Here is a 16,141-nt window from a genome sequence, read left to right on the forward strand (position 1 = left end):
GCTTGTCTCGCCCTTCACGGGTGGCTGCGGACGGGGCCGCCTGTGGGCTTCCACCGCATGGAGTCGATGCTGCTGATCCAGCCGGTCGAGGCGGGGCGCGTCTCGACCTGGCAGGCCGGGCGGGGGGCGGGTGCCGCGACGGCGGCTCCGTACCGGGCCCATGCGTCGTTGAGGACATGGGTCTCGGAAGGCAGGTAGGCCTTGACGCGGCGGAAGCGGCCGTTGATCCAGCGGAACGCGGTGCCGGGCTCGCACCGGTAGGTCTCGCGGTAGATCGTGGCGGCGACACGGCCGAGGGGGCTGCCGTAGCGCCAGTCGGCCGGGAGGCCCCGGCGCACGAGGTACTCGGCGACGGTGGTCCTGCGGCTGATCAGTGCGGTCATCGTGCACCCCCTTCGCGGTTCGAGGACCGGAGCCGATCCTCATGTCAAAAATTGTATAAGAAAGTGCGACCCGACACAACGCCTTAGTCGCACTTTCTTTGACAACTCCCGTCCCATCCACTGACCTTGATCGTCAGCCGGTCAGGCGCCCGCCCGTCGTGTTCGTGGTCAGCAGGTACAGGCGCGTGCCCTCGTAACGGGCCGGGGCTCCTGTATCGCCGTCGTCGCAGGCGTCGTTGATGCACCACCCGCGCGGCCGGTCGTCGTCCGCACGGCCGTACACCGTCCGCTCCCCGCACGACAGGCACAGCGCATGCCGGAAGTGCACCGACGGCCCGCGCAGCCCCAGTACGGTCAGCACCGTGCCGTGCCAGCGCGACACCGTCCGAGAGACCTCCGGCACCCTGCCCGCGGTCTCGGCGCCCGGCGGGATCGCCTTCAGTGCCCGGTGCCAGGGCTGGGTGTGCGTGGACCGGCGAAGCTCGGCGTCGAGCTGCACCGCCTCCGCCTTGATGCGCTGCGACCAGGACGCCGCCTCCAGCGACATCGGCGGCCTCGACCCGGGTGGGGCGTGCCCGCCTTCAGGCGCCGGCCGCGTGCGCAGCGGAAGGTGGTCCAGCCGGTCCAACAGCCCCGGGCCGCCGTCGCCGGGGTGCTGCTCGTCGCCGCGGTAGCGATCCACGAGGTCGGCGATGAGTTCGTCAAGCGTCACGGCCCGTGTCCTTCCCGGCCCATCGCACGTCCCGGACGGAGTGGTCGAGGACGGCCACGCCGAACTGGCGGCGCGGCAAAGCTACTCGGGCCCGCGGGTACGTACGAAAGCGCGTCAGGTCGAAGGTGCAGACGGCGTCCGCACCACGGCCGTCGGGATCTGGCTCGTAGCGGACCGGCCACCGGGCGACCATGCGCCGGGCGTACCAGCGTCGAGCGTGACGCTTCTTCCATATCTGCCACGTCGACGCTGGCACCTCGTACGGAACCCGGGTGCTCGTGGTGAGCCGCTCGGGCGGCAGCTCGTCGGTGAGGACCCGGGCCTTGAGCTGCAAGAGGGCACGGCCGAAGAGGGCCTCCGAACGCGCGGCGACATCCAGGTCGACGAGAAGGTCTTCGTCGACTGCGAACTGGAGCGTGTACTGCCGGAAGGCGAGCGTGACCTGCCGTTCGTCGAACACCTCTACGCCTTCCCGTGGTTGAGGAGCCGCTCGGCGGCCGTCCAGAGCCCGCAGGGCCAGGCGACGAGGGTGCCGTGGACGGAGCAGGCCGCGCAGAGCGCGCCGGGCATGGTGGGGTCGGCGTGAGGCTGGGGCCTGTGCTGATCCCGGAAGATGCCCAACTCCTGGCGCAGGCGTGTGACTTCGTTGCATGCCCGCATGCCCGCCAGGAGGGAGTTGCGCATGCTCTCCATCAGGGCTGCGGCCTGTGCCTTGTCAGGCGGGTTGCCGGTGGGCCGGGTGGAGAACTGAAGCAGCGCCACGGCGGCTGACGTGATGGTGCTCTGGACGGCGTCCAGGTCGAACGACGCTCGGTCAGCTTCAGGGAAGAGCTGGTCAGGCATGGGTGGTCTCCGGATCGCGAAAGGTCGTACCGCGCTTGGGGTTCTTGGGGCGCTCGATCTCGAAGGAGACGACGACCTCGTCGTCGCTGGCCATGATGTGGATGTCCCCGGCGCGGCCACCGCGAGAGGCTCGCTGAGCACGTTCGGTCTTGGCCACGGCTACGGTCTTCTCGACTTCGGTGTGGTGGGCGGGGCTCTTGAGCACCCACTCGTATCGGTCGATGGTGACGAGTCGGTGCTCAGCTTCCACAGGTCTGCTCCCCTGTTTGATGGGCCAACTGTTCGTAGAGGGAGCGCCTGCTCAGCCTGTCCTCGATGTGCCAGTCTTCGCCGCGCCCGGGTTCGCGGTCGCCGTTGATGGCACGGGCGACGTCGATGGCGAGGACGTCGTACATGCCGGATGCGGCGACCAGCCGGGCCTGCTGATCCAGCCACTGCGCGAGCGGCTCGGGCAGCCGCAGCAGGGCGCGGATGAACGCCAGGAGGTCGCGGTTGTCGCTGTCGACAAGGCCTTTCAGGTCGCTGCCGTCATGCAGGCGCGCGATCGCCGAGCACAGCTCGCGTTCGAGGTCGGTGGTGCTCATCGCTCACCGCCGGCGGCGTCGAGCCACTGTGGGGCGGGGGCGACCAGCAGGACGGCCGTGCGCACGCGGGACGCGGCGTACTCCGGGTTCTCGGGGTCGACGTACAGGTTCCCCTGCTCGTTACGCCGGAAGGAGGTGTAGCGGATGACGATTCCGTAGGCGGAGTCCTCGATGACGATGTCCGAGTCGAGGGGCACGTCGCTGGGGGTGATCCCGTTGGCGCGGAGCCATGCCTGAACCGCCTCCAGACCGCCGGGCACGCTGATCACAGTGTCCCGGAGGGCGCGGCAGTCGATCACGTGGCGCTGGGTCATGGCCGGGTCACCTCCAGACGGCGGCGCCCACCGCGGTCCTGCTGCGAGGCGTGTACGTGGTAACCGGCGGCGCGCAAGTTGCCGGTGATGGTGGCGAGGTGGTCGGCCTCGCCGGGGCCGTCCCAGAAGACGTGCACCTGGCGGCGACCCGCCTGGACGACGCGGACACCTGGGTCCCAGTCGCCGTCGACGAATTCGGAGTGCTCGTGGCCCGCCTCGACGAGAAGGCGGTTGACACTGTCGGCTCTGATCAGGCGTGCCATCAGACCTCCGTCTCGTGCAGCAGCTCGTCGAGACTGATGCCGCGGGCCAGCGCCACCAGGACGCGACCGTGCGTCGCCCGGACGTGACCGGTGAGTTCGCTGCTGAGGAGCTGCGGGGCGCCGGTGCAGTACGGGCACCCCTGTCGGTCCGGCAGGCCGTCCGGCTCTTCGTGCTCACTGCTCTGGTGCTTCGCCACCCCGGGGGTGGTCTGGTCCCGCCGGGTGTCCGGGGCGACGTGCGCTCGGAGGGAACGGCACATTGGTTCACGACCGGGGACCAAGAGGTGCGGCATCCGGCACTCGGGGCAGTAGGGGCGTGCGTTCGTGCACGTTGCGTCCGAGCCTGGTGAGTGAATCCAGCCGGGATCGAAGGAGTGCTCCGTCCACTGGACTGGGTTGCCGCACACGCACTGGAGGCCTGATTCGCCCATCGTGGCGCAGTCGTTGACCTGCGGATTCGGGTCCGGGTGGACGACTTCGCTGGAGACGGTCGGGTCGTCGTCCAGCGTCTCCCGGAGTTCTGAACCTGCGACCTGCACGAGGGAGTAGGCCGATCCGTGCGCCGCCTCCCATCGGTCGGCGAGCTGGTAGGCCCGCCCGGCGGTCTGGCGAGCCAGGTCCCGCTCCCGCTGTAGCTGGCCGACGACGAGCAGTACGGCGTCGACGATTCCCTTGGGGGCCTCGGCGGGGGCGAGACCCTCGTCCTGGGCGGACTTGATCGCCCGGTCGAGCCGACGGCGGAGGATCTCGCGTTCGACGTCGGGGCTCGCCACCCAGTCGGGCACGTCGAATGCCTCGACGACGTCGGCGAGCTTCCGCCGCGCGGCCTGTACACCGTCGGACCACACGATGCGTGTGCGCCCGCCGTGACCGCTGATCTTCTCGAACGGCTCGGTGCCCGGGTTGTGCCACACCTCGGTCTTCGGCTCGTGCATCGGCGGCTTGTCGAGCCAGTGGGTGGCGACCCAGCCATCCGAGAACCGGACGCCTTCGGCTACCACGCCCTCGCCGGAGACGCCGCTCACGTCCTGGTCACGCTGGACGACAAACGTCTTGGGGAACAACGGCTGTGTCATGCCTCGTTCACCGCCTCGAAGCGCGCGGCCAACGCCTCGTACGCCTCGCGGTCGGCGGTGTACTCGGTGACGTATCTGGCGGCCGGGTCCTGCATGGCGGAGCCGCCCTCCCTCACGATGGCCGACCACTCATCGACGGCGTCCTGCGCCCGCCGCGCAAGGTGCTGGCACGTCTCGGCGAGGGCCGCCGGGGTCGCCCAGGTGCCGTCGGTGATGATGCCGCGGCTGTGCTCGCGGCAGTCGGAGACGTAGTTGTCGAGGGTGATCAGCCTCATGAACGCGCGGCGGTCGTAGTAGGCCGCCTTGTAGAAGACGGCGAGGCGCTGTCGGCCGTGCTCGTCGACGACGTGGGACCACATGGTGTGGTCGGACGCCTCTCGCCGCCACCCTGCCGGGAGGGTGGCCGGGCGGAACAAGGGATCGTCGCGGGCCGGTTGGCCGAGGACGAACCCGAGCGCCTCCAGGTGACTGTCCGTGGCCCCGCTCAGCTCGGTGGGCAGGCAGTCGGAGGTGACGAGTTGTTTCTGCCCGACGCTCTCCTGCTCGGTTACGACCCGCTCGTGTCCGCCTGAGCCCAGGCTTGCAGCGAGCAGGAGCAGCAGGCCGTCCGGGCTCTGGGCGTCCCTGGCCGTGTTGCGGATCATCGGGAGCTTCCTTCGTGGACGGGCGCGCAGGTTCGCTGGTGCGGGATGGGCAGGGTGAGCGTGGTCTCCGTCTCGGGGTCGAGCAGCTTCGCGACGGGGATCTCAGCGGTGTCGTCGTCGGGCAGCGCGGCCGGGGCTGCTGCGGCCTGGCTGGTGAGGGCGACCTCGGCGCCGTCCTGGCGGGTCCCCCAGCCGGTCCGGTAGCAGGTGGCCATCCCGTACCAGCGCATCGCGCGCAGGATGGTCCAGGAGCTGATGACGGCGAGCGGCATCAGCAGCCAGGTGATGGTGCGTCCGGCGAGGGTCTCGTCGCTGCGGGAGATGGACAGGTAGCGCAGTCCCTGGGCCCAGCCGATCAGGAACGGCACCGCGAGGAAGGAGGCGGGCGGGGTGTGTCCGTAGGCGATCGGGTCGACGATGAGGAGCCAGCCCACGACGCCGGTGGACAGGGCGAGTTGGACCCAGCGCAGGAGGTGCGCCCAGTAGGGCCAGCCGGTGAGCGGCAGGTAGCGGAAGCGCCACACGGAGCGGATCGTGCTGCCGCGCATCCAGCGTAGGTACATGCGGAGGAAGTGCCGGGGCCGTTCGGGCAGCGCCGTGAACGCGACGGCTGTGGGCTGCTGGACGGCTCGGCCGCGCAGGAGGGCGTAGAGCGTGAGCAGGGAGTCGTCGGAGAACATGACGGGGCGACCCATGAATCGCTCGTTCAGGTAGGAGTCGAGGTTGTCGCGGACGACGGCGGCCCGGTAGGCGGCGAGGGGGCCGGAGTTGACGAGGACCGCCCCGACCGTGGACAGCGCGGAGCGGTCGGTGAGCTGGCCGGTGGTGAACCACAGGTCGCCGACTCTGGTGAGGAGGTTGTGGCGGGCGTTCGTGGCCAGGACGATCCCGGCGACCGACTGGACTCGCGCGGCGGCGAACGGGAGCAGGATCTCCTCCAGTGCGGTGGGCGCGAGGCAGGAGTCGGAGTCGAGGGTCACGTACACATCGGCCTGCGGTGCGGCGACGGCGGCAGCGGCCTGTGCGTGCCTCTTCCCGTGGTTCGGCGTGCGCTGCCACGAGGTGGTGATACCGGCGACGGCGGCGGCCTGCGTCCACCAGGTGCGGATGTCGGCGTAGGCGCTGTTGGTGGAGCCGTCGTCGACGATGTGGACGCTGTCGGGCCGTCGGGTCTGGGCGAGCATCGACTCCAGGGCGAGGCGTAGGTATCCCGGGTCCTCGTTGAAGACGGGCAGGAGCACGGCGGTGTGCAGGGCGTCGAGGCGGCGGCGGGCGCGAGGGGTGATCCGGCGGGGCCGCTCCAGGTGGTACATGAGGGTCTGTGCGGCGAGAAGCAGGAAGGTGGCGCCCCAGACGGCGGCAAGACGCGAGCTGTTCGGTCCGCCGTAGTGGGCGGCCTGGAGGCCGTGGTGGACGGCCCAGCCTGCGGCGAGGGTGAGACATATCCCGCCGGTGAGGAAGAGCGCGGGTCGGTGGCGGTGGGCGGTGAGGGGTCTGGTCACTTCTCCCCCACCGCCTGGTCCCGGCGGAAGGCGAGCCGGATGCAGATGGCTCCGACCGCGACGATGCCGAGGGCGGCTGCGAGGAGCCACCAGCCGGTGACGACGGTGGTGCCGATGACGAGGGTGCCGGCGGTGCCGGTACGGGCGAGCTGAGCGGTGTCGGACACGGATCTCTTTCAGGTCTTGTCGTGGTGGGTGGGCAGGGCGTGGATGGCCTGGCAGGCGGCGAGGTCTCCCTCCGCCTGGCGGGCGGCGCGGCGGTGCCGGCGCGCGTCGAGGAGGTCGAGGAGGCGCGCGACCGCGGTGTAGACGACGAGAGCGAGGCCGACGAAGACGATCAAGGCGAGCACGGCGGACAGGCCGCCGATCGCCCCGACCGCCCAGACCTGGGCGGGGGTCACTCCGGGCCTCGCTCGCGGCTGGCGGCGAAGACGGCGTGGATGGAGGCCCCGGCGAGCATGGCGCCGCAGAGCAGGAACGCCATCGCGAAGCGGGGGAGGTCGCGGTACGCGGTGTCGGCTCCGCCGAGCATGCAGGCGAGGGAGAGGAGGCCGCAGAACCAGGAGTTGGGGAGGCCGAAGGCGAGTCCGGCCAGGGCGGCGGTGGCGATGGCGATGGCCGCCATCATGAGGATGGACATCAGGCGGATTCCGGAGGGGTTGTAGGTGCCGAGGAGCGGGAGCGTGGGGTCGGGGCGGTTCATCGCGGCGCCGGTCGCGGGTGGGCGGCAAGACCGAGCCGGTCTCGGACGCGCCGGATCTGCGGCTGGCTGATGGCCATGCGGCGGGCGATCTGGAGGTCGGTGAGTCCCTGTTCCCAGAGCCGGTAGACGCGCCGCTCGTGAGGGCTCTCGCCCTTCGGCGGCGGCTTCTGCTGCGGGCTTGTCAACCGCACCGGTGCCAGCGGCTGGGTGATCCCGGCGGCGCGCACGGTGTTCTCCTTCTCCCTTCTGACCTCGCCGCTCCAGCACTTCGCGTCGATCGGCTCGTCGTTCCAGAGGTGCCGGATCAGGGCGGGATGGGTGCCGCAGCGCTCGGAGCCGTCGAAGCGGAGGGGCTTCGGGTCGTCCTCGCGGAACGTGGCGGCAGGGTCGAGTCGGTGGCGCTCGGAGTGGGAGAGTCCGGCAGCGACTCCGTCACGCTGGTCGCTGTGCAGACCCCGCTCTGTCTGTTGCACGTAGCGGAGGCACTGCGTGCGGACGAGGCAGCGGGCGACGCAGATGACGCGTGCCTCGTGCTCACGAGCTGGGTCGTCGAAGACGGCGCGCGCTTCTTCAGTGCCGCAGCCCGCATAGGCCATCCAGTCGAGGTGGCGGCCCGCGGTGTCGGGGACAGATCCGGTGTAGGCCATGGGTCACTTCTCCGATGCCCTCGACCCGTTCGACCCCTTGGGGGCCTTGCGGATGGTGACCTTGCGGTCCTTGCGGCTGACGGCGGCGGCGAGGTTCGGACTGACTCGGAAGCGGACGCCGCGGTGCGAGGGGACCGTGACGGTTCCGCCGGTCTGCGGGTTGCGGGCCTTGCGCCGGGCCTTCTGGTAGGACAGCCAGGTGCCGAAGTTGGTGATGGCCACGTCATGGCCGGACGCCGCTGCGCGGGCGATGGCGGTGAAGGTGGCCATGACCGTGTCGCGGACATCGTCGGGCTTACAGCCGAGGTCGGCGGCGACGACCTCGATGAGGCCGGTCGTGTTCAGGCGGCGGGTGATCGGGGTGGGCTTCTTCAACTGGGGCTCCAGGGGAGGGTGCGGGGCTGGAGGCGGCCCCGCACGGGTGGTCAGTAGCGGTCGCCGATGGTGGTGTCGCGCCAGGTGTCCTCGCTGACGCACACCTCGGCGCCGGTGTCGAGGTCCAACTCCCAGCACTCCGGCTTCGTGACCAAAGTGCGCCGGGTGCCGTCGGCGACGGTGCTGCACAAGGTGGCTGGCCGGTTGCGGGTCTTCGTGCACACCCGCTTGGTCTTCGGGACGGTGCGCCAGGTCGTGCGGGCCAACTCGTGTTCCTTGCCGGTGACCGTGCCGTGAGGCCCGCCGGTCTCGGTGCACCCCGCGGCGAGGAGGCCAGCGCCAGCGATCAGGGCCGCGGTGATCGCTCGGGCGGCCCGGTTCACAGCAGGCCCTTCGTGCGCGCCGCCCGCAGCCATGTGCCGTACTCCTTGGTGATGCCGTCGTAGAGGGTGCTGTCGGCGACGGTCTTCGGCCGGGAGCCGGCGTGGAAGTAGCTCGCGTTGTCGACGAGGCGGCCGGGCAGGTTGTCGAGCTGGCGGAGGAACAGGACCGTCTGCGGACCGAAGCCGACGAACGCCCAGAAGATGGGCAGCTTGCTGGCCTGCGCGAGCTGGAGACGTGTCGCGTCGCTGTCCTGCGGGGCGCCGTCGGTCTGGAAGATGACCAGCGCCGGGTCGGCGGCCCCCGCGCGCAGGTAGTGCTCGATGACCGCCTTCATGGCGATGGCGTACTGGGTGCCGCCCATGGTGGCGGCACCGCCGTGCAGCCGGTGCTGTTCGGCGACGACGCCCTGGTACCGGTCGAGGCTGATGTCGACGACCGGGTACGGGCGGCTGTCGAAGAAGACGAGGGGGACGGTGCCGTCGTCGTCGAGGTTGACGCTCAGCCCGAGGGCCTGGTCGGCGAGGTGCTGAACGCTGCCATCGAGGTAGTAGTCGGACATGGAGAGGGAGCGGTCGGCGACGAGGTAGACGGCGGCCCGCTGGCCTCCGGCACCGTGCTTCTCCAGGGAGATCGCGGCGGTCTTCGCGAGGGATACGAGGCCGGAGGGGACAGCGACGTGGGGCTCGGGCGCCGCACTGGCGGCGGGGGTCTGGTCGGCCTTCTTACGGAAGAGCATGAGATGGGGCTCCTTGATCGGGTGGTACCGCCCGCCGCCGGGCCGGTCTCACCGGCGGCGGGCGGGTCTGGGGTCAGCGCGGCTCGGAGAACCGGCTGAGGGCGAAGGGCGCCTTGGCCAGCGGCATGACGGCGGCCGGCGGCCCGCCGTCGGCGCCCTGCAAGGGACGGATCGCGGTGATGTTCTCCAGCTCCGCGCGGAGGCTTGTGTTCTCGGCGCACGTGGCGTCGAAGGCGCGCAGCCGGGCTTCGAGGTCCTGGACCAGCTGCTCCGCGCTGGCGAGGAGCAGCTGGTCCTCCTCGTGCTGGGCGGCGAGCCTGTCCCGCTCGCTCCACGTGGCGACCAAGGCCGCGGCGAGTTCGTCAGCGGCGCCTTGCGCCGTCGCGGCTTCGGCGCGCAGCTTGGAGCGGGACGCGACGTACCGGTGCGCACCCCTTCCGGCGGGGGCGACTGCATAGGCTGCGGCGAGCGTGCCTCCGCAGCCGAGCGTGAGGAACAGGTAGGCGATCATGGGGCGTCGGCCTTCCCGGTCGGCCACGTCCCGAAGGGCTGGGCCTGGTCGAAGCGGGCCCCACCGGTGGCGGCAGCGAGTTCGCGGTAGGCGGACTCATTCGCGGCCTGGAGCAGAGCCAGTTGGCCGTCCAGACGGCGGTTCCGGTCGGTGGCGGCGGCGAGCTGGACACGGAGGCGGCGGGTCTGCACCTCGGTGATGTAGGCGCGCAAGCGGGTGAGGAGCGGCGGTCTCATCGGCGGAACTCCAGAGGCTCGGTCACGACCCATCAGGTCCTCCGGGCGGTGTAGGCGGTGGTGAGTCGGCGGGAGAAGGCGGCGAGGTCCTCGATGTGGCCGGCGGCGAGGGAGTCACGGAAGTCGCGGGCGGTCTGGTCGAGGTGTCGCACCCAGAGGTCGGCCCCGTCCGCCGTCAGTTCGGTGCGCGCGTCGAAGGACCCGGCGGGCCGGTAGGCGACCGCGCGCTCGGCGGTGCGGACCTGGCGGGCCGCCGCGGTGGCGCTGGCCCGGCTGCGGTACGTGCCGGCGAGTACCCAGGTGCCGGGCAGCGCGCGCGCCTGCTCGGCGGCGTGCTGGTGGTCGGCCCGCTCTCGTGCGGCGGGGCGGGTCACAGGTTTTCACCCCGCAGAAAACTGGGCGTCTGTACGACGTGCTGACGAAGGACGCCGCTGGTGACGTCGTAGTCCTGGGCGCGGTCCCACTTGGCGAAGGGGAACGCGTCGCGCAGCAGGAGGGCGATCTTCTTGTGCTGGCCTCCGTGGGCGAGGGGGATCTCGCGGCGGCGGGAGGGCGCCTTGCGGTCGACGGCCTGCACCATGGCCACCCAGCGCAGGCCTTCCGGCCAGCGGGTGCGGGTGATGCGTACCTCGACCAGGACTCGGCCGGTGATCCGCAGGAGCGCATCGTGCAGGGCGCGACGGGTCTCGGGGTCGGCGATGTGCTGCGGGGACATCGTGGAGGTCATGCTTCACCGCCCCGGTGGAAGCAGGCGCGGACGTCGTCCATGAGGTGCTGGTGGGCGGCGATCGTCGCTGGGCTCCAGCGGTGTTCGGAACCCGGGTGTGCCTCCTCGCGGAACCAGCGGTCACAGACGGCCATGAGCAGCACCTCGCGGTCGGCGTCGCGGGCGGCCTGCCCACCGTCGGCCGGGGTTACGGCTTCCGGGTGGTCTGCGGCGAGCTGGGCGAACGCCGCCTCCAGGGCGGGCGCGTCGAGGACGTGACGGTCGGGGTGGGCCGGGGGCAGCGCGTCGTGCAGCCGTTCGAAGAAGGTGGCCTGCGTGCGGCGGAAGTGCCGCAGGGCGAAGGCGTCCCATCGGGCACGGAACGTGGAGTAGTGCGGGGTGGTGCGACGGCCGATGTGCAGCGTTGCGGTCATCGCCATCGCCTCCCTTCAGGAGCAGTCGGATTCGGGTGTGGGTCTCGCGGCGGCGTTCGCCGCGCGGGCGGCGGCCGCCCCTCGCTGGTAGGTGTCGGGGCTGGGCGGGCGGCGGTGGTGCCGCCACGCTTCGGGCCGTCCGGCCAGCAGGTCGGGCGGTTCTGCCTCGGGGTCGGCGATCAGCTGCGCGACGGTGACGACGAGGCGGCCGAAGCTCACGTCGCCTTCACGGAAGTGGAGTTGTGCGATGACGTCTCGGAGCTGATCGATCGACCAGTCGGGGCGGGCGGCGGCGGCCAGCGTCAGGAGCGGGCCGGTAGCCGGGCGGGGGAGGTCCAGGTCAGGGCTCATGGATGACTTCCGGGCGGCGGGACTGCGAGCCTCGGTGGCCCGGCGGGGAGCTGGTACGGGTTGTTGATGCCGAGCTGCCGCTCGCGCTCGTCGAGTTCGAGGTCGATGCGGCGCAGGTGGTCTCGCGCGGCGCGGGCTCGGGCGCAGGCGTCGCACTCGCGCCCGGTGTGCCAGATCCGGCCGGACTCGCAGGCGAGCAGAGCGCAGCCGCGTCGGACGACGGCTGCTCCGAGGAGCCATCGGCCCGGGTCGCGGATCATGTCTGTGCTGGCGACCCGGAACTCCAGCCGTCGGCGGAGCCGTTCGGGCTCTTGGCCCTCGTCGAGCTGACGTCCGATCTCCCGGGCCAGGGCGCGGACCATGTACGGCGAGAGGCCCGGCAGCAAGCTCTTCACCGGTTCAAGGACTCGCCAGATCCGCGGAGCGAGACTCAGCTGCGGCCCGGCGTACGACTTCAGGTTCGGGTGACCTTGGGGCTCGGAATTCAAGCTTCGGGCCGGAACCTGGAATTCGGTCGGCAGCGGGTTTTCCACAGCCGCTCGCGCTACTACCTGCTCTCGCCTACGGCGGATCTCCAAGGCGGCAGTGGGCGGTTGATCATCCGGTGAGTCAGTCAGGTGGTGTTCCTCATGTAGCGATCCCTCACCAAGATCCGCACCCGATCCCTCTCCAGAGTCCGCTGTCAGGACGGGCTGGAGCGGCTCGTCGTGGACCGTGTAGAGGTGGCGGCCACGGTGTCCGGCACGCTGATCGACGCTGACCCAGCCCAGCTGTTCGAGGTCGCGGAGGATGCGGCGTACGGACCGCTGGGTGAGCGGCTGGCCAGCACTCGTGCCGGATCGGTGGCGCAGGACCCGCGCCAGTTCGGCGAGGGTGATCGGGACGCCGGTCGCGGTCGCGTAGCTGAGTGCGGCGTAGCAGCGGAGTTGGCGGGGGCTGAGCGACTCGCTCGCGCGGGACGGCACCCAGGCGCCGTGCTCACGCCGCGAGTCGGTAGCACGGATTCGGCGCACGGCGGTCTCTCCGTCTCCGCCGGGGAGGGTACGCCGCTGGCTGGTCAACTCGACTATGTCGTCGGCCGCGTCGGGACGCATCAGCTGTGTCAGCGCGCGCTCGACGGTGGAGCGGGCGAGGCCCAGGAGCCCGGAGAGATAGGCGACCCCTGCCTCGCAGCCGGTGGACTTGCGCTCCAAGGCGGCGATCTTGACGTACACGGTCACGGTGGCGTCGCTGTACGAGCCGACGATCACACGCAGCGGCACGCGTACCTTCTGCGGCATAGGGGTCACCTCCTCTCAGGGCGGGTGGAGCAGTGCTGATCAGTCGTCGATGAAGATCAGGAAGGCGCAGCCAAGTCCGGTCAGGACGACGGCCGCTGCGGCGGCGATGGCGCCGAGCTGGGCGTCTCCGGTCATCCCGTACGTGACGAGGCCGGAGAGGGCGCCCACGAGCGGGGCAGCGAGGGCAACGGGCACGTCAATCGCCCCCGGCGGTGCCGTCGAGGACGGCAGCGAGTCCGTCCGCGACGGTCTTCAGCTCGTGGAGCGTCTCCGTGACGGTCAGGTTCGGCGTGTGCAGGGCGCGCCGGGCGTAGGCCGACCAGTGGTTCAGGCCCGCCCGCAGCCGCGCGGTCTCCAGGTACGCGAGCTGGCCGCCGGTGAGGCGGAGGGTGGACTCGTCCAACGCCAACTGGCCGTCGTCATCGAGGGTTCCGCGCGCGGTGCGCTGGAGGTGCAGGAAGCGCAGGGCCTCCCGGACGTAGCCCTCCTGGCCCTCGTTCGGCAACTCCAAGGAGACGATGCGGACCCTGACCGACGCCTCCTTCTCCGTGCCTGGGGCGGGCTCGGTGCGCTCGATCGCGGCGAACTCGCCGATGAACAGCCGCCGTGACGCCGGTGTGGCGTACACGGGCCGGATGTGCGGCTCCAAGGCCTCCTGCGCTGACGCGCTCACCTTGGCGTCGAATTTCAACTGCGTCATGCCGTGGGCTCCTTGAAGAAGTCGGTGAGGCGCCAGATCGTGATGACGGCGCCAGGTGTGAGGAGGGCGCCGGCCGCCAGCACGAAGGCCTTCTCGGCACGGAGGGTGGCGACGACGCTGTCGTCGGCGAGGACCCCTGCGTCCTTCAGGGCGTCCTGGGTGGAGCGGACCAGCTTGTCGAGGTCCGGCTTGCCGGTCGGGAACGGCGGGGCGGACGCCTTGAGCACGCTGGCGTTGCGGCCGGTGCCGAAGTGGCTCTTCGGACGTCGGAGGCAGAAGGTCACGTCGAGCCGGACCGCGGCGGTCAGCGCCATCCACGCTTCGTCGTGGTGAAGCGCGTCCAGCGCGGCTGACTTGACCGCCTCACGCCAGGGCTTCACCGCGGCGGACGACTCGTACATGGCACCGTGCGCGTTCTTGGTCTTCGACCCCTGCGGGCCGGGGGTCCCGTAGGCGGTCAACTGGAGGACGGGAAGAGTCACGGCTCCTCACCTCGCAGAAGCTGAAGGTGCCAGGCCTCACCGCACTGGACCGCCCGGTGGTGCTGCCCCGGGAACATTCCTCGGGCAGCTCGCCGAGCCTCGCGGCGGGTCCGGTAGTTGGCCTTGCCGCACCGTCGGCAGAGGCCGACCATCAGCTGCTCGGGGCGCGGGTCGTAGCCACGAGGCGCGACCTTCATGACGGCTCCCCCTCGGTAATGCGCCGGTCCAGCCCGGCGGCGGCGAGGGTGCGGTCGACGGCGCGGGGATCGAGAGCGTTCATGGCGTCTCGCCGCCCTCGGCTGCGCCGTCCGTGCGGCGCCCTTCGCCTGGCTGAGTGGCCGTGGGCCACGTCGTGCCCGAGGGCTGGTGCTCGGCGCTGGGGCCGTCGTCGTCGCGGGCGACGACGGTGCCCCTGATGACCGCGGGGGCGGGGTGGCCGTCGTCGGCGTCGTCGTCCGCTTGGATCAGGTCGGCGAGTTCCGTCGATGTCGGCACCACCTTGACGAGACGGCGGACGGCGCTCTTGGCCCACATGGCGTCGAAGTCCGTGTGCCAGGGGCTGTCCTTCGTGCCCTCTCTCTCGGCCTTCTTGTAGGCGTTCGAGTACTTGTCTCGGATCGCCTCGGCATGCTGCCGGTTGAGGATGATCACCTGGGAGCGGCGGCCGTCGATCCAGGCGAAGGCGTAGGCGAGAATGACGCGCCCGCGCTCCTCGTCGGTCAGGTCGACGCGAGGCTTGTGGAAGAAGTCGCGGGGGCTCGGCTCGGTGGGCGTGTAGTCCCACTGGTCCTTCTCCCGGACCCACCCGAAGTGCACCGAGTCGACGCGCGGGTGCCGGTACATGAGGTCGATGTAGCCCTCGTACATCACCTGGAAGGTGGCGACCTTCTTGTACGGGATGATCGCGGCCTGGCGGCCGTCCGGCTCCAGGCCGAAGCGGGCGCAAGCGAGGAGCGCGGTGTGGATGCTGGCCGGGTTGCAGTCCTTCAGCTTCGGCATCAGGGCGTGTGCCACGGCCATGAAGTGCGAGCGGTCGACGTGCCGGGGCAGCGCGTCGACGAAGTACGTCTCGCGGCGCTGGAGCCACTGCCGGGCGGGGTCGCCGACGGCGAGGTCGGTCGCGGGCTGCTGCTCTGGCGGCCGTTCCCCGGTGCTGGTGGCATCAGCCACCCGGTCCTTGAGGGACATGGTCATCCTTCCGACGGCGCGCGCAGCACGCGCGCCCGGTACTTGCGGTAGGTCTCGGGGTGGTCGGCGGCGAGCCGCTTCGCGTCGACGGCGGGCGCGAGGCGGGTGTACTCGGCGGCGAGCTGGGGCTCTGCGGCTCGGAAGCGGGCGGCGGCGAACTGGCCGTTCTGCCGCCAGCTGTAGATCTCCCGACCCCCGATGGAGGCGACCTCGGCGTCGGCGAGGGTCTGCCGCATCCGGTTCTCGACCGTGGTCAGTTCCGCGTCGAGGACGCTGATGCGGTCCCGCAGCTCGCGGCGCCGCTGGGTGAGCAGGGTCGTTTCGACGGGATCGACCTCAACGGTGGCTTCTTCGCGACCCGCCCACAATCGAGAGAGCAGGTCGGTGGTCGCAGTGGTGCCGTCCGGCGCGGGCGGGATGCCGGGGATGACGTGGTCGTGCCAGAAGCGGTCGACGGCGTCGGCGAGCATGGCGCACAGCTCGTCGTCGCGTTCCAGGCGCCACCAGACGAGGTCGTCATCGATGAGGCCCGCGACGTGGGCGTGGCTGTAGCCGGAGACGGTCAGATACCAGTGCCCCTGGATGGCGGGCCGGTCGGGTGCCTCGTCGCCGGACCAGCCCTCGCTCTGGGCCGAGCGCCAGGTGCGGGTCTTGCACTCCAGGACGCCGAGGTCTTCCTGGGCGGTGTCGCCGGGGGCCGCGGTGAGCCGGTCGGGGTTGGCGATCCAGTGGGGGTGACCGACGTGCTGGAGGGTGCCCGGCGAGTCGAGGACGGTCAGCCCGGTCTCCTCGGCGAAGAACTCGGCGACGAGCCCCTCCAAGCGGTGGCCGCGCCGAGCGGCTCGCTCCAGACGTGCATCGCTGCGGCTCGGTGCTTGGCCGGTCTTCTCCAGCCACACCCGCAAGGCGCCGCCGTGGGTGTCCATGCCGAGGATGGCGGCGACGTCGCTGCCGCCGATACCGAGCTGCCGGGCGGCCAACCACGTGTCCTCGGGGACGCCGGAAGGCAGCAGCAGGCGCGCGGTGGGGGCGACCGGTCCGGAGGCGAGGCGACTCGCAGCCGGACCGGCCGGTGCCCCGTGTGGCG

30 protein-coding genes are annotated in these 16,141 nt (G+C 71.1%); all 30 read right to left on the bottom strand.

All coding sequences use genetic code 11. The features are described 5' to 3' along the window. Positions 1-14: 14 nt before the first annotated feature. The 30 genes from ACIQPQ_RS34565 to ACIQPQ_RS34710 all read right to left on the bottom strand — a co-directional run bounded on the left by ACIQPQ_RS34565 (position 15) and on the right by ACIQPQ_RS34710 (position 16,034). Positions 15-383: a hypothetical protein gene (locus tag ACIQPQ_RS34565; protein WP_401312084.1), complete on the bottom strand. Its 369-nt coding sequence runs from the start codon at positions 381-383 to the stop codon at positions 15-17. A gap of 133 nt (positions 384-516) precedes the next feature. Then, positions 517-1,095 (bottom strand): hypothetical protein, encoded by a 579-nt coding sequence (locus ACIQPQ_RS34570; RefSeq protein ID WP_401312087.1) that lies wholly within the window; start codon positions 1,093-1,095, stop codon positions 517-519. Then, positions 1,085-1,555, bottom strand: a complete 471-nt coding sequence (locus ACIQPQ_RS34575; RefSeq protein ID WP_401312090.1) for a hypothetical protein — start codon at positions 1,553-1,555, stop codon at positions 1,085-1,087. Before ACIQPQ_RS34575 ends, ACIQPQ_RS34570 begins: the two co-directional genes overlap by 11 nt. Before the next feature lie 2 nt (positions 1,556-1,557). After that, on the bottom strand, positions 1,558-1,938 hold the full coding sequence (locus tag ACIQPQ_RS34580; RefSeq protein ID WP_401312092.1) for a hypothetical protein: 381 nt from the start codon (positions 1,936-1,938) through the stop codon (positions 1,558-1,560). Further along, positions 1,931-2,188, bottom strand: a complete 258-nt coding sequence (locus ACIQPQ_RS34585; protein ID WP_401312095.1) for a hypothetical protein — start codon at positions 2,186-2,188, stop codon at positions 1,931-1,933. Before ACIQPQ_RS34585 ends, ACIQPQ_RS34580 begins: the two co-directional genes overlap by 8 nt. Continuing rightward, positions 2,178-2,522, bottom strand: coding sequence for a hypothetical protein (locus ACIQPQ_RS34590; RefSeq protein ID WP_401312098.1), 345 nt, complete (start codon positions 2,520-2,522; stop codon positions 2,178-2,180). Before ACIQPQ_RS34590 ends, ACIQPQ_RS34585 begins: the two co-directional genes overlap by 11 nt. Further along, on the bottom strand, positions 2,519-2,836 hold the full coding sequence (locus ACIQPQ_RS34595; protein ID WP_401312101.1) for a hypothetical protein: 318 nt from the start codon (positions 2,834-2,836) through the stop codon (positions 2,519-2,521). The genes ACIQPQ_RS34590 and ACIQPQ_RS34595 overlap by 4 nt, the downstream gene beginning before the upstream one ends. Next, a complete protein-coding gene (locus ACIQPQ_RS34600; RefSeq protein WP_401312103.1) occupies positions 2,833-3,099 on the bottom strand; it encodes a hypothetical protein in 267 nt (88 codons plus the stop codon). The genes ACIQPQ_RS34595 and ACIQPQ_RS34600 overlap by 4 nt, the downstream gene beginning before the upstream one ends. Then, entirely contained in the window at positions 3,099-4,175 is a 1,077-nt protein-coding gene (locus tag ACIQPQ_RS34605; RefSeq protein ID WP_401312104.1) for a hypothetical protein, read from the bottom strand. The genes ACIQPQ_RS34600 and ACIQPQ_RS34605 overlap by 1 nt, the downstream gene beginning before the upstream one ends. Then, the gene (locus tag ACIQPQ_RS34610) at positions 4,172-4,819 is read right to left on the bottom strand and encodes a hypothetical protein (RefSeq protein WP_401312107.1); all 648 of its coding nucleotides are present in this window, start codon (positions 4,817-4,819) and stop codon (positions 4,172-4,174) included. The genes ACIQPQ_RS34605 and ACIQPQ_RS34610 overlap by 4 nt, the downstream gene beginning before the upstream one ends. Beyond that, a complete protein-coding gene (locus tag ACIQPQ_RS34615) occupies positions 4,816-6,321 on the bottom strand; it encodes a glycosyltransferase (protein WP_401312109.1) in 1,506 nt (501 codons plus the stop codon). The genes ACIQPQ_RS34610 and ACIQPQ_RS34615 overlap by 4 nt, the downstream gene beginning before the upstream one ends. After that, entirely contained in the window at positions 6,318-6,488 is a 171-nt protein-coding gene (locus ACIQPQ_RS34620; RefSeq protein ID WP_401312112.1) for a hypothetical protein, read from the bottom strand. The genes ACIQPQ_RS34615 and ACIQPQ_RS34620 overlap by 4 nt, the downstream gene beginning before the upstream one ends. A gap of 9 nt (positions 6,489-6,497) precedes the next feature. After that, entirely contained in the window at positions 6,498-6,722 is a 225-nt protein-coding gene (locus tag ACIQPQ_RS34625) for a hypothetical protein (protein WP_401312115.1), read from the bottom strand. Beyond that, positions 6,719-7,024 carry a hypothetical protein gene (locus ACIQPQ_RS34630; protein WP_401312118.1) on the bottom strand — a complete coding sequence of 102 codons (306 nt, stop codon included), beginning with the start codon at positions 7,022-7,024 and terminating at the stop codon, positions 6,719-6,721. The genes ACIQPQ_RS34625 and ACIQPQ_RS34630 overlap by 4 nt, the downstream gene beginning before the upstream one ends. Beyond that, the gene (locus ACIQPQ_RS34635) at positions 7,021-7,671 is read right to left on the bottom strand and encodes a WhiB family transcriptional regulator (RefSeq protein WP_401312121.1); all 651 of its coding nucleotides are present in this window, start codon (positions 7,669-7,671) and stop codon (positions 7,021-7,023) included. Before ACIQPQ_RS34635 ends, ACIQPQ_RS34630 begins: the two co-directional genes overlap by 4 nt. 3 nt (positions 7,672-7,674) lie before the next feature. After that, a complete protein-coding gene (locus ACIQPQ_RS34640) occupies positions 7,675-8,046 on the bottom strand; it encodes an HU family DNA-binding protein (protein ID WP_401312124.1) in 372 nt (123 codons plus the stop codon). Positions 8,047-8,096: 50 nt separating this feature from the next. Then, positions 8,097-8,462 carry a hypothetical protein gene (locus ACIQPQ_RS34645; protein WP_401312228.1) on the bottom strand — a complete coding sequence of 122 codons (366 nt, stop codon included), beginning with the start codon at positions 8,460-8,462 and terminating at the stop codon, positions 8,097-8,099. Continuing rightward, the gene (locus tag ACIQPQ_RS34650; RefSeq protein WP_401312126.1) at positions 8,426-9,166 is read right to left on the bottom strand and encodes a VWA domain-containing protein; all 741 of its coding nucleotides are present in this window, start codon (positions 9,164-9,166) and stop codon (positions 8,426-8,428) included. Before ACIQPQ_RS34650 ends, ACIQPQ_RS34645 begins: the two co-directional genes overlap by 37 nt. 73 nt (positions 9,167-9,239) lie before the next feature. Beyond that, the gene (locus ACIQPQ_RS34655) at positions 9,240-9,677 is read right to left on the bottom strand and encodes a hypothetical protein (protein WP_401312129.1); all 438 of its coding nucleotides are present in this window, start codon (positions 9,675-9,677) and stop codon (positions 9,240-9,242) included. After that, positions 9,674-9,913, bottom strand: coding sequence for a hypothetical protein (locus tag ACIQPQ_RS34660; protein ID WP_401312132.1), 240 nt, complete (start codon positions 9,911-9,913; stop codon positions 9,674-9,676). Before ACIQPQ_RS34660 ends, ACIQPQ_RS34655 begins: the two co-directional genes overlap by 4 nt. Before the next feature lie 32 nt (positions 9,914-9,945). Beyond that, on the bottom strand, positions 9,946-10,287 hold the full coding sequence (locus ACIQPQ_RS34665) for a hypothetical protein (protein ID WP_401312135.1): 342 nt from the start codon (positions 10,285-10,287) through the stop codon (positions 9,946-9,948). Beyond that, on the bottom strand, positions 10,284-10,640 hold the full coding sequence (locus ACIQPQ_RS34670; RefSeq protein ID WP_401312138.1) for a hypothetical protein: 357 nt from the start codon (positions 10,638-10,640) through the stop codon (positions 10,284-10,286). Before ACIQPQ_RS34670 ends, ACIQPQ_RS34665 begins: the two co-directional genes overlap by 4 nt. Then, on the bottom strand, positions 10,637-11,053 hold the full coding sequence (locus ACIQPQ_RS34675) for a hypothetical protein (protein ID WP_401312140.1): 417 nt from the start codon (positions 11,051-11,053) through the stop codon (positions 10,637-10,639). Before ACIQPQ_RS34675 ends, ACIQPQ_RS34670 begins: the two co-directional genes overlap by 4 nt. A gap of 15 nt (positions 11,054-11,068) precedes the next feature. Further along, positions 11,069-11,404 (bottom strand): hypothetical protein, encoded by a 336-nt coding sequence (locus ACIQPQ_RS34680; protein ID WP_401312142.1) that lies wholly within the window; start codon positions 11,402-11,404, stop codon positions 11,069-11,071. Further along, positions 11,401-12,684, bottom strand: coding sequence for a hypothetical protein (locus tag ACIQPQ_RS34685; RefSeq protein ID WP_401312144.1), 1,284 nt, complete (start codon positions 12,682-12,684; stop codon positions 11,401-11,403). Before ACIQPQ_RS34685 ends, ACIQPQ_RS34680 begins: the two co-directional genes overlap by 4 nt. 39 nt (positions 12,685-12,723) lie before the next feature. Next, positions 12,724-12,879, bottom strand: a complete 156-nt coding sequence (locus ACIQPQ_RS34690) for a hypothetical protein (RefSeq protein ID WP_401312147.1) — start codon at positions 12,877-12,879, stop codon at positions 12,724-12,726. A 1-nt stretch (position 12,880) separates the two neighbouring features. Next, positions 12,881-13,384 carry a hypothetical protein gene (locus ACIQPQ_RS34695; RefSeq protein ID WP_401312150.1) on the bottom strand — a complete coding sequence of 168 codons (504 nt, stop codon included), beginning with the start codon at positions 13,382-13,384 and terminating at the stop codon, positions 12,881-12,883. Further along, positions 13,381-13,866, bottom strand: a complete 486-nt coding sequence (locus ACIQPQ_RS34700) for a RusA family crossover junction endodeoxyribonuclease (RefSeq protein ID WP_401312153.1) — start codon at positions 13,864-13,866, stop codon at positions 13,381-13,383. Before ACIQPQ_RS34700 ends, ACIQPQ_RS34695 begins: the two co-directional genes overlap by 4 nt. 276 nt (positions 13,867-14,142) lie before the next feature. Next, the gene (locus tag ACIQPQ_RS34705; protein ID WP_401312156.1) at positions 14,143-15,054 is read right to left on the bottom strand and encodes a recombinase RecT; all 912 of its coding nucleotides are present in this window, start codon (positions 15,052-15,054) and stop codon (positions 14,143-14,145) included. Positions 15,055-15,056: 2 nt separating this feature from the next. Beyond that, the gene (locus ACIQPQ_RS34710; protein WP_401312158.1) at positions 15,057-16,034 is read right to left on the bottom strand and encodes a YqaJ viral recombinase family protein; all 978 of its coding nucleotides are present in this window, start codon (positions 16,032-16,034) and stop codon (positions 15,057-15,059) included. Positions 16,035-16,141 lie beyond the last annotated feature (107 nt).

This window comes from Streptomyces sp. NPDC091281, from assembly GCF_044757425.1.
Lineage (GTDB): Bacteria > Actinomycetota > Actinomycetes > Streptomycetales > Streptomycetaceae > Streptomyces.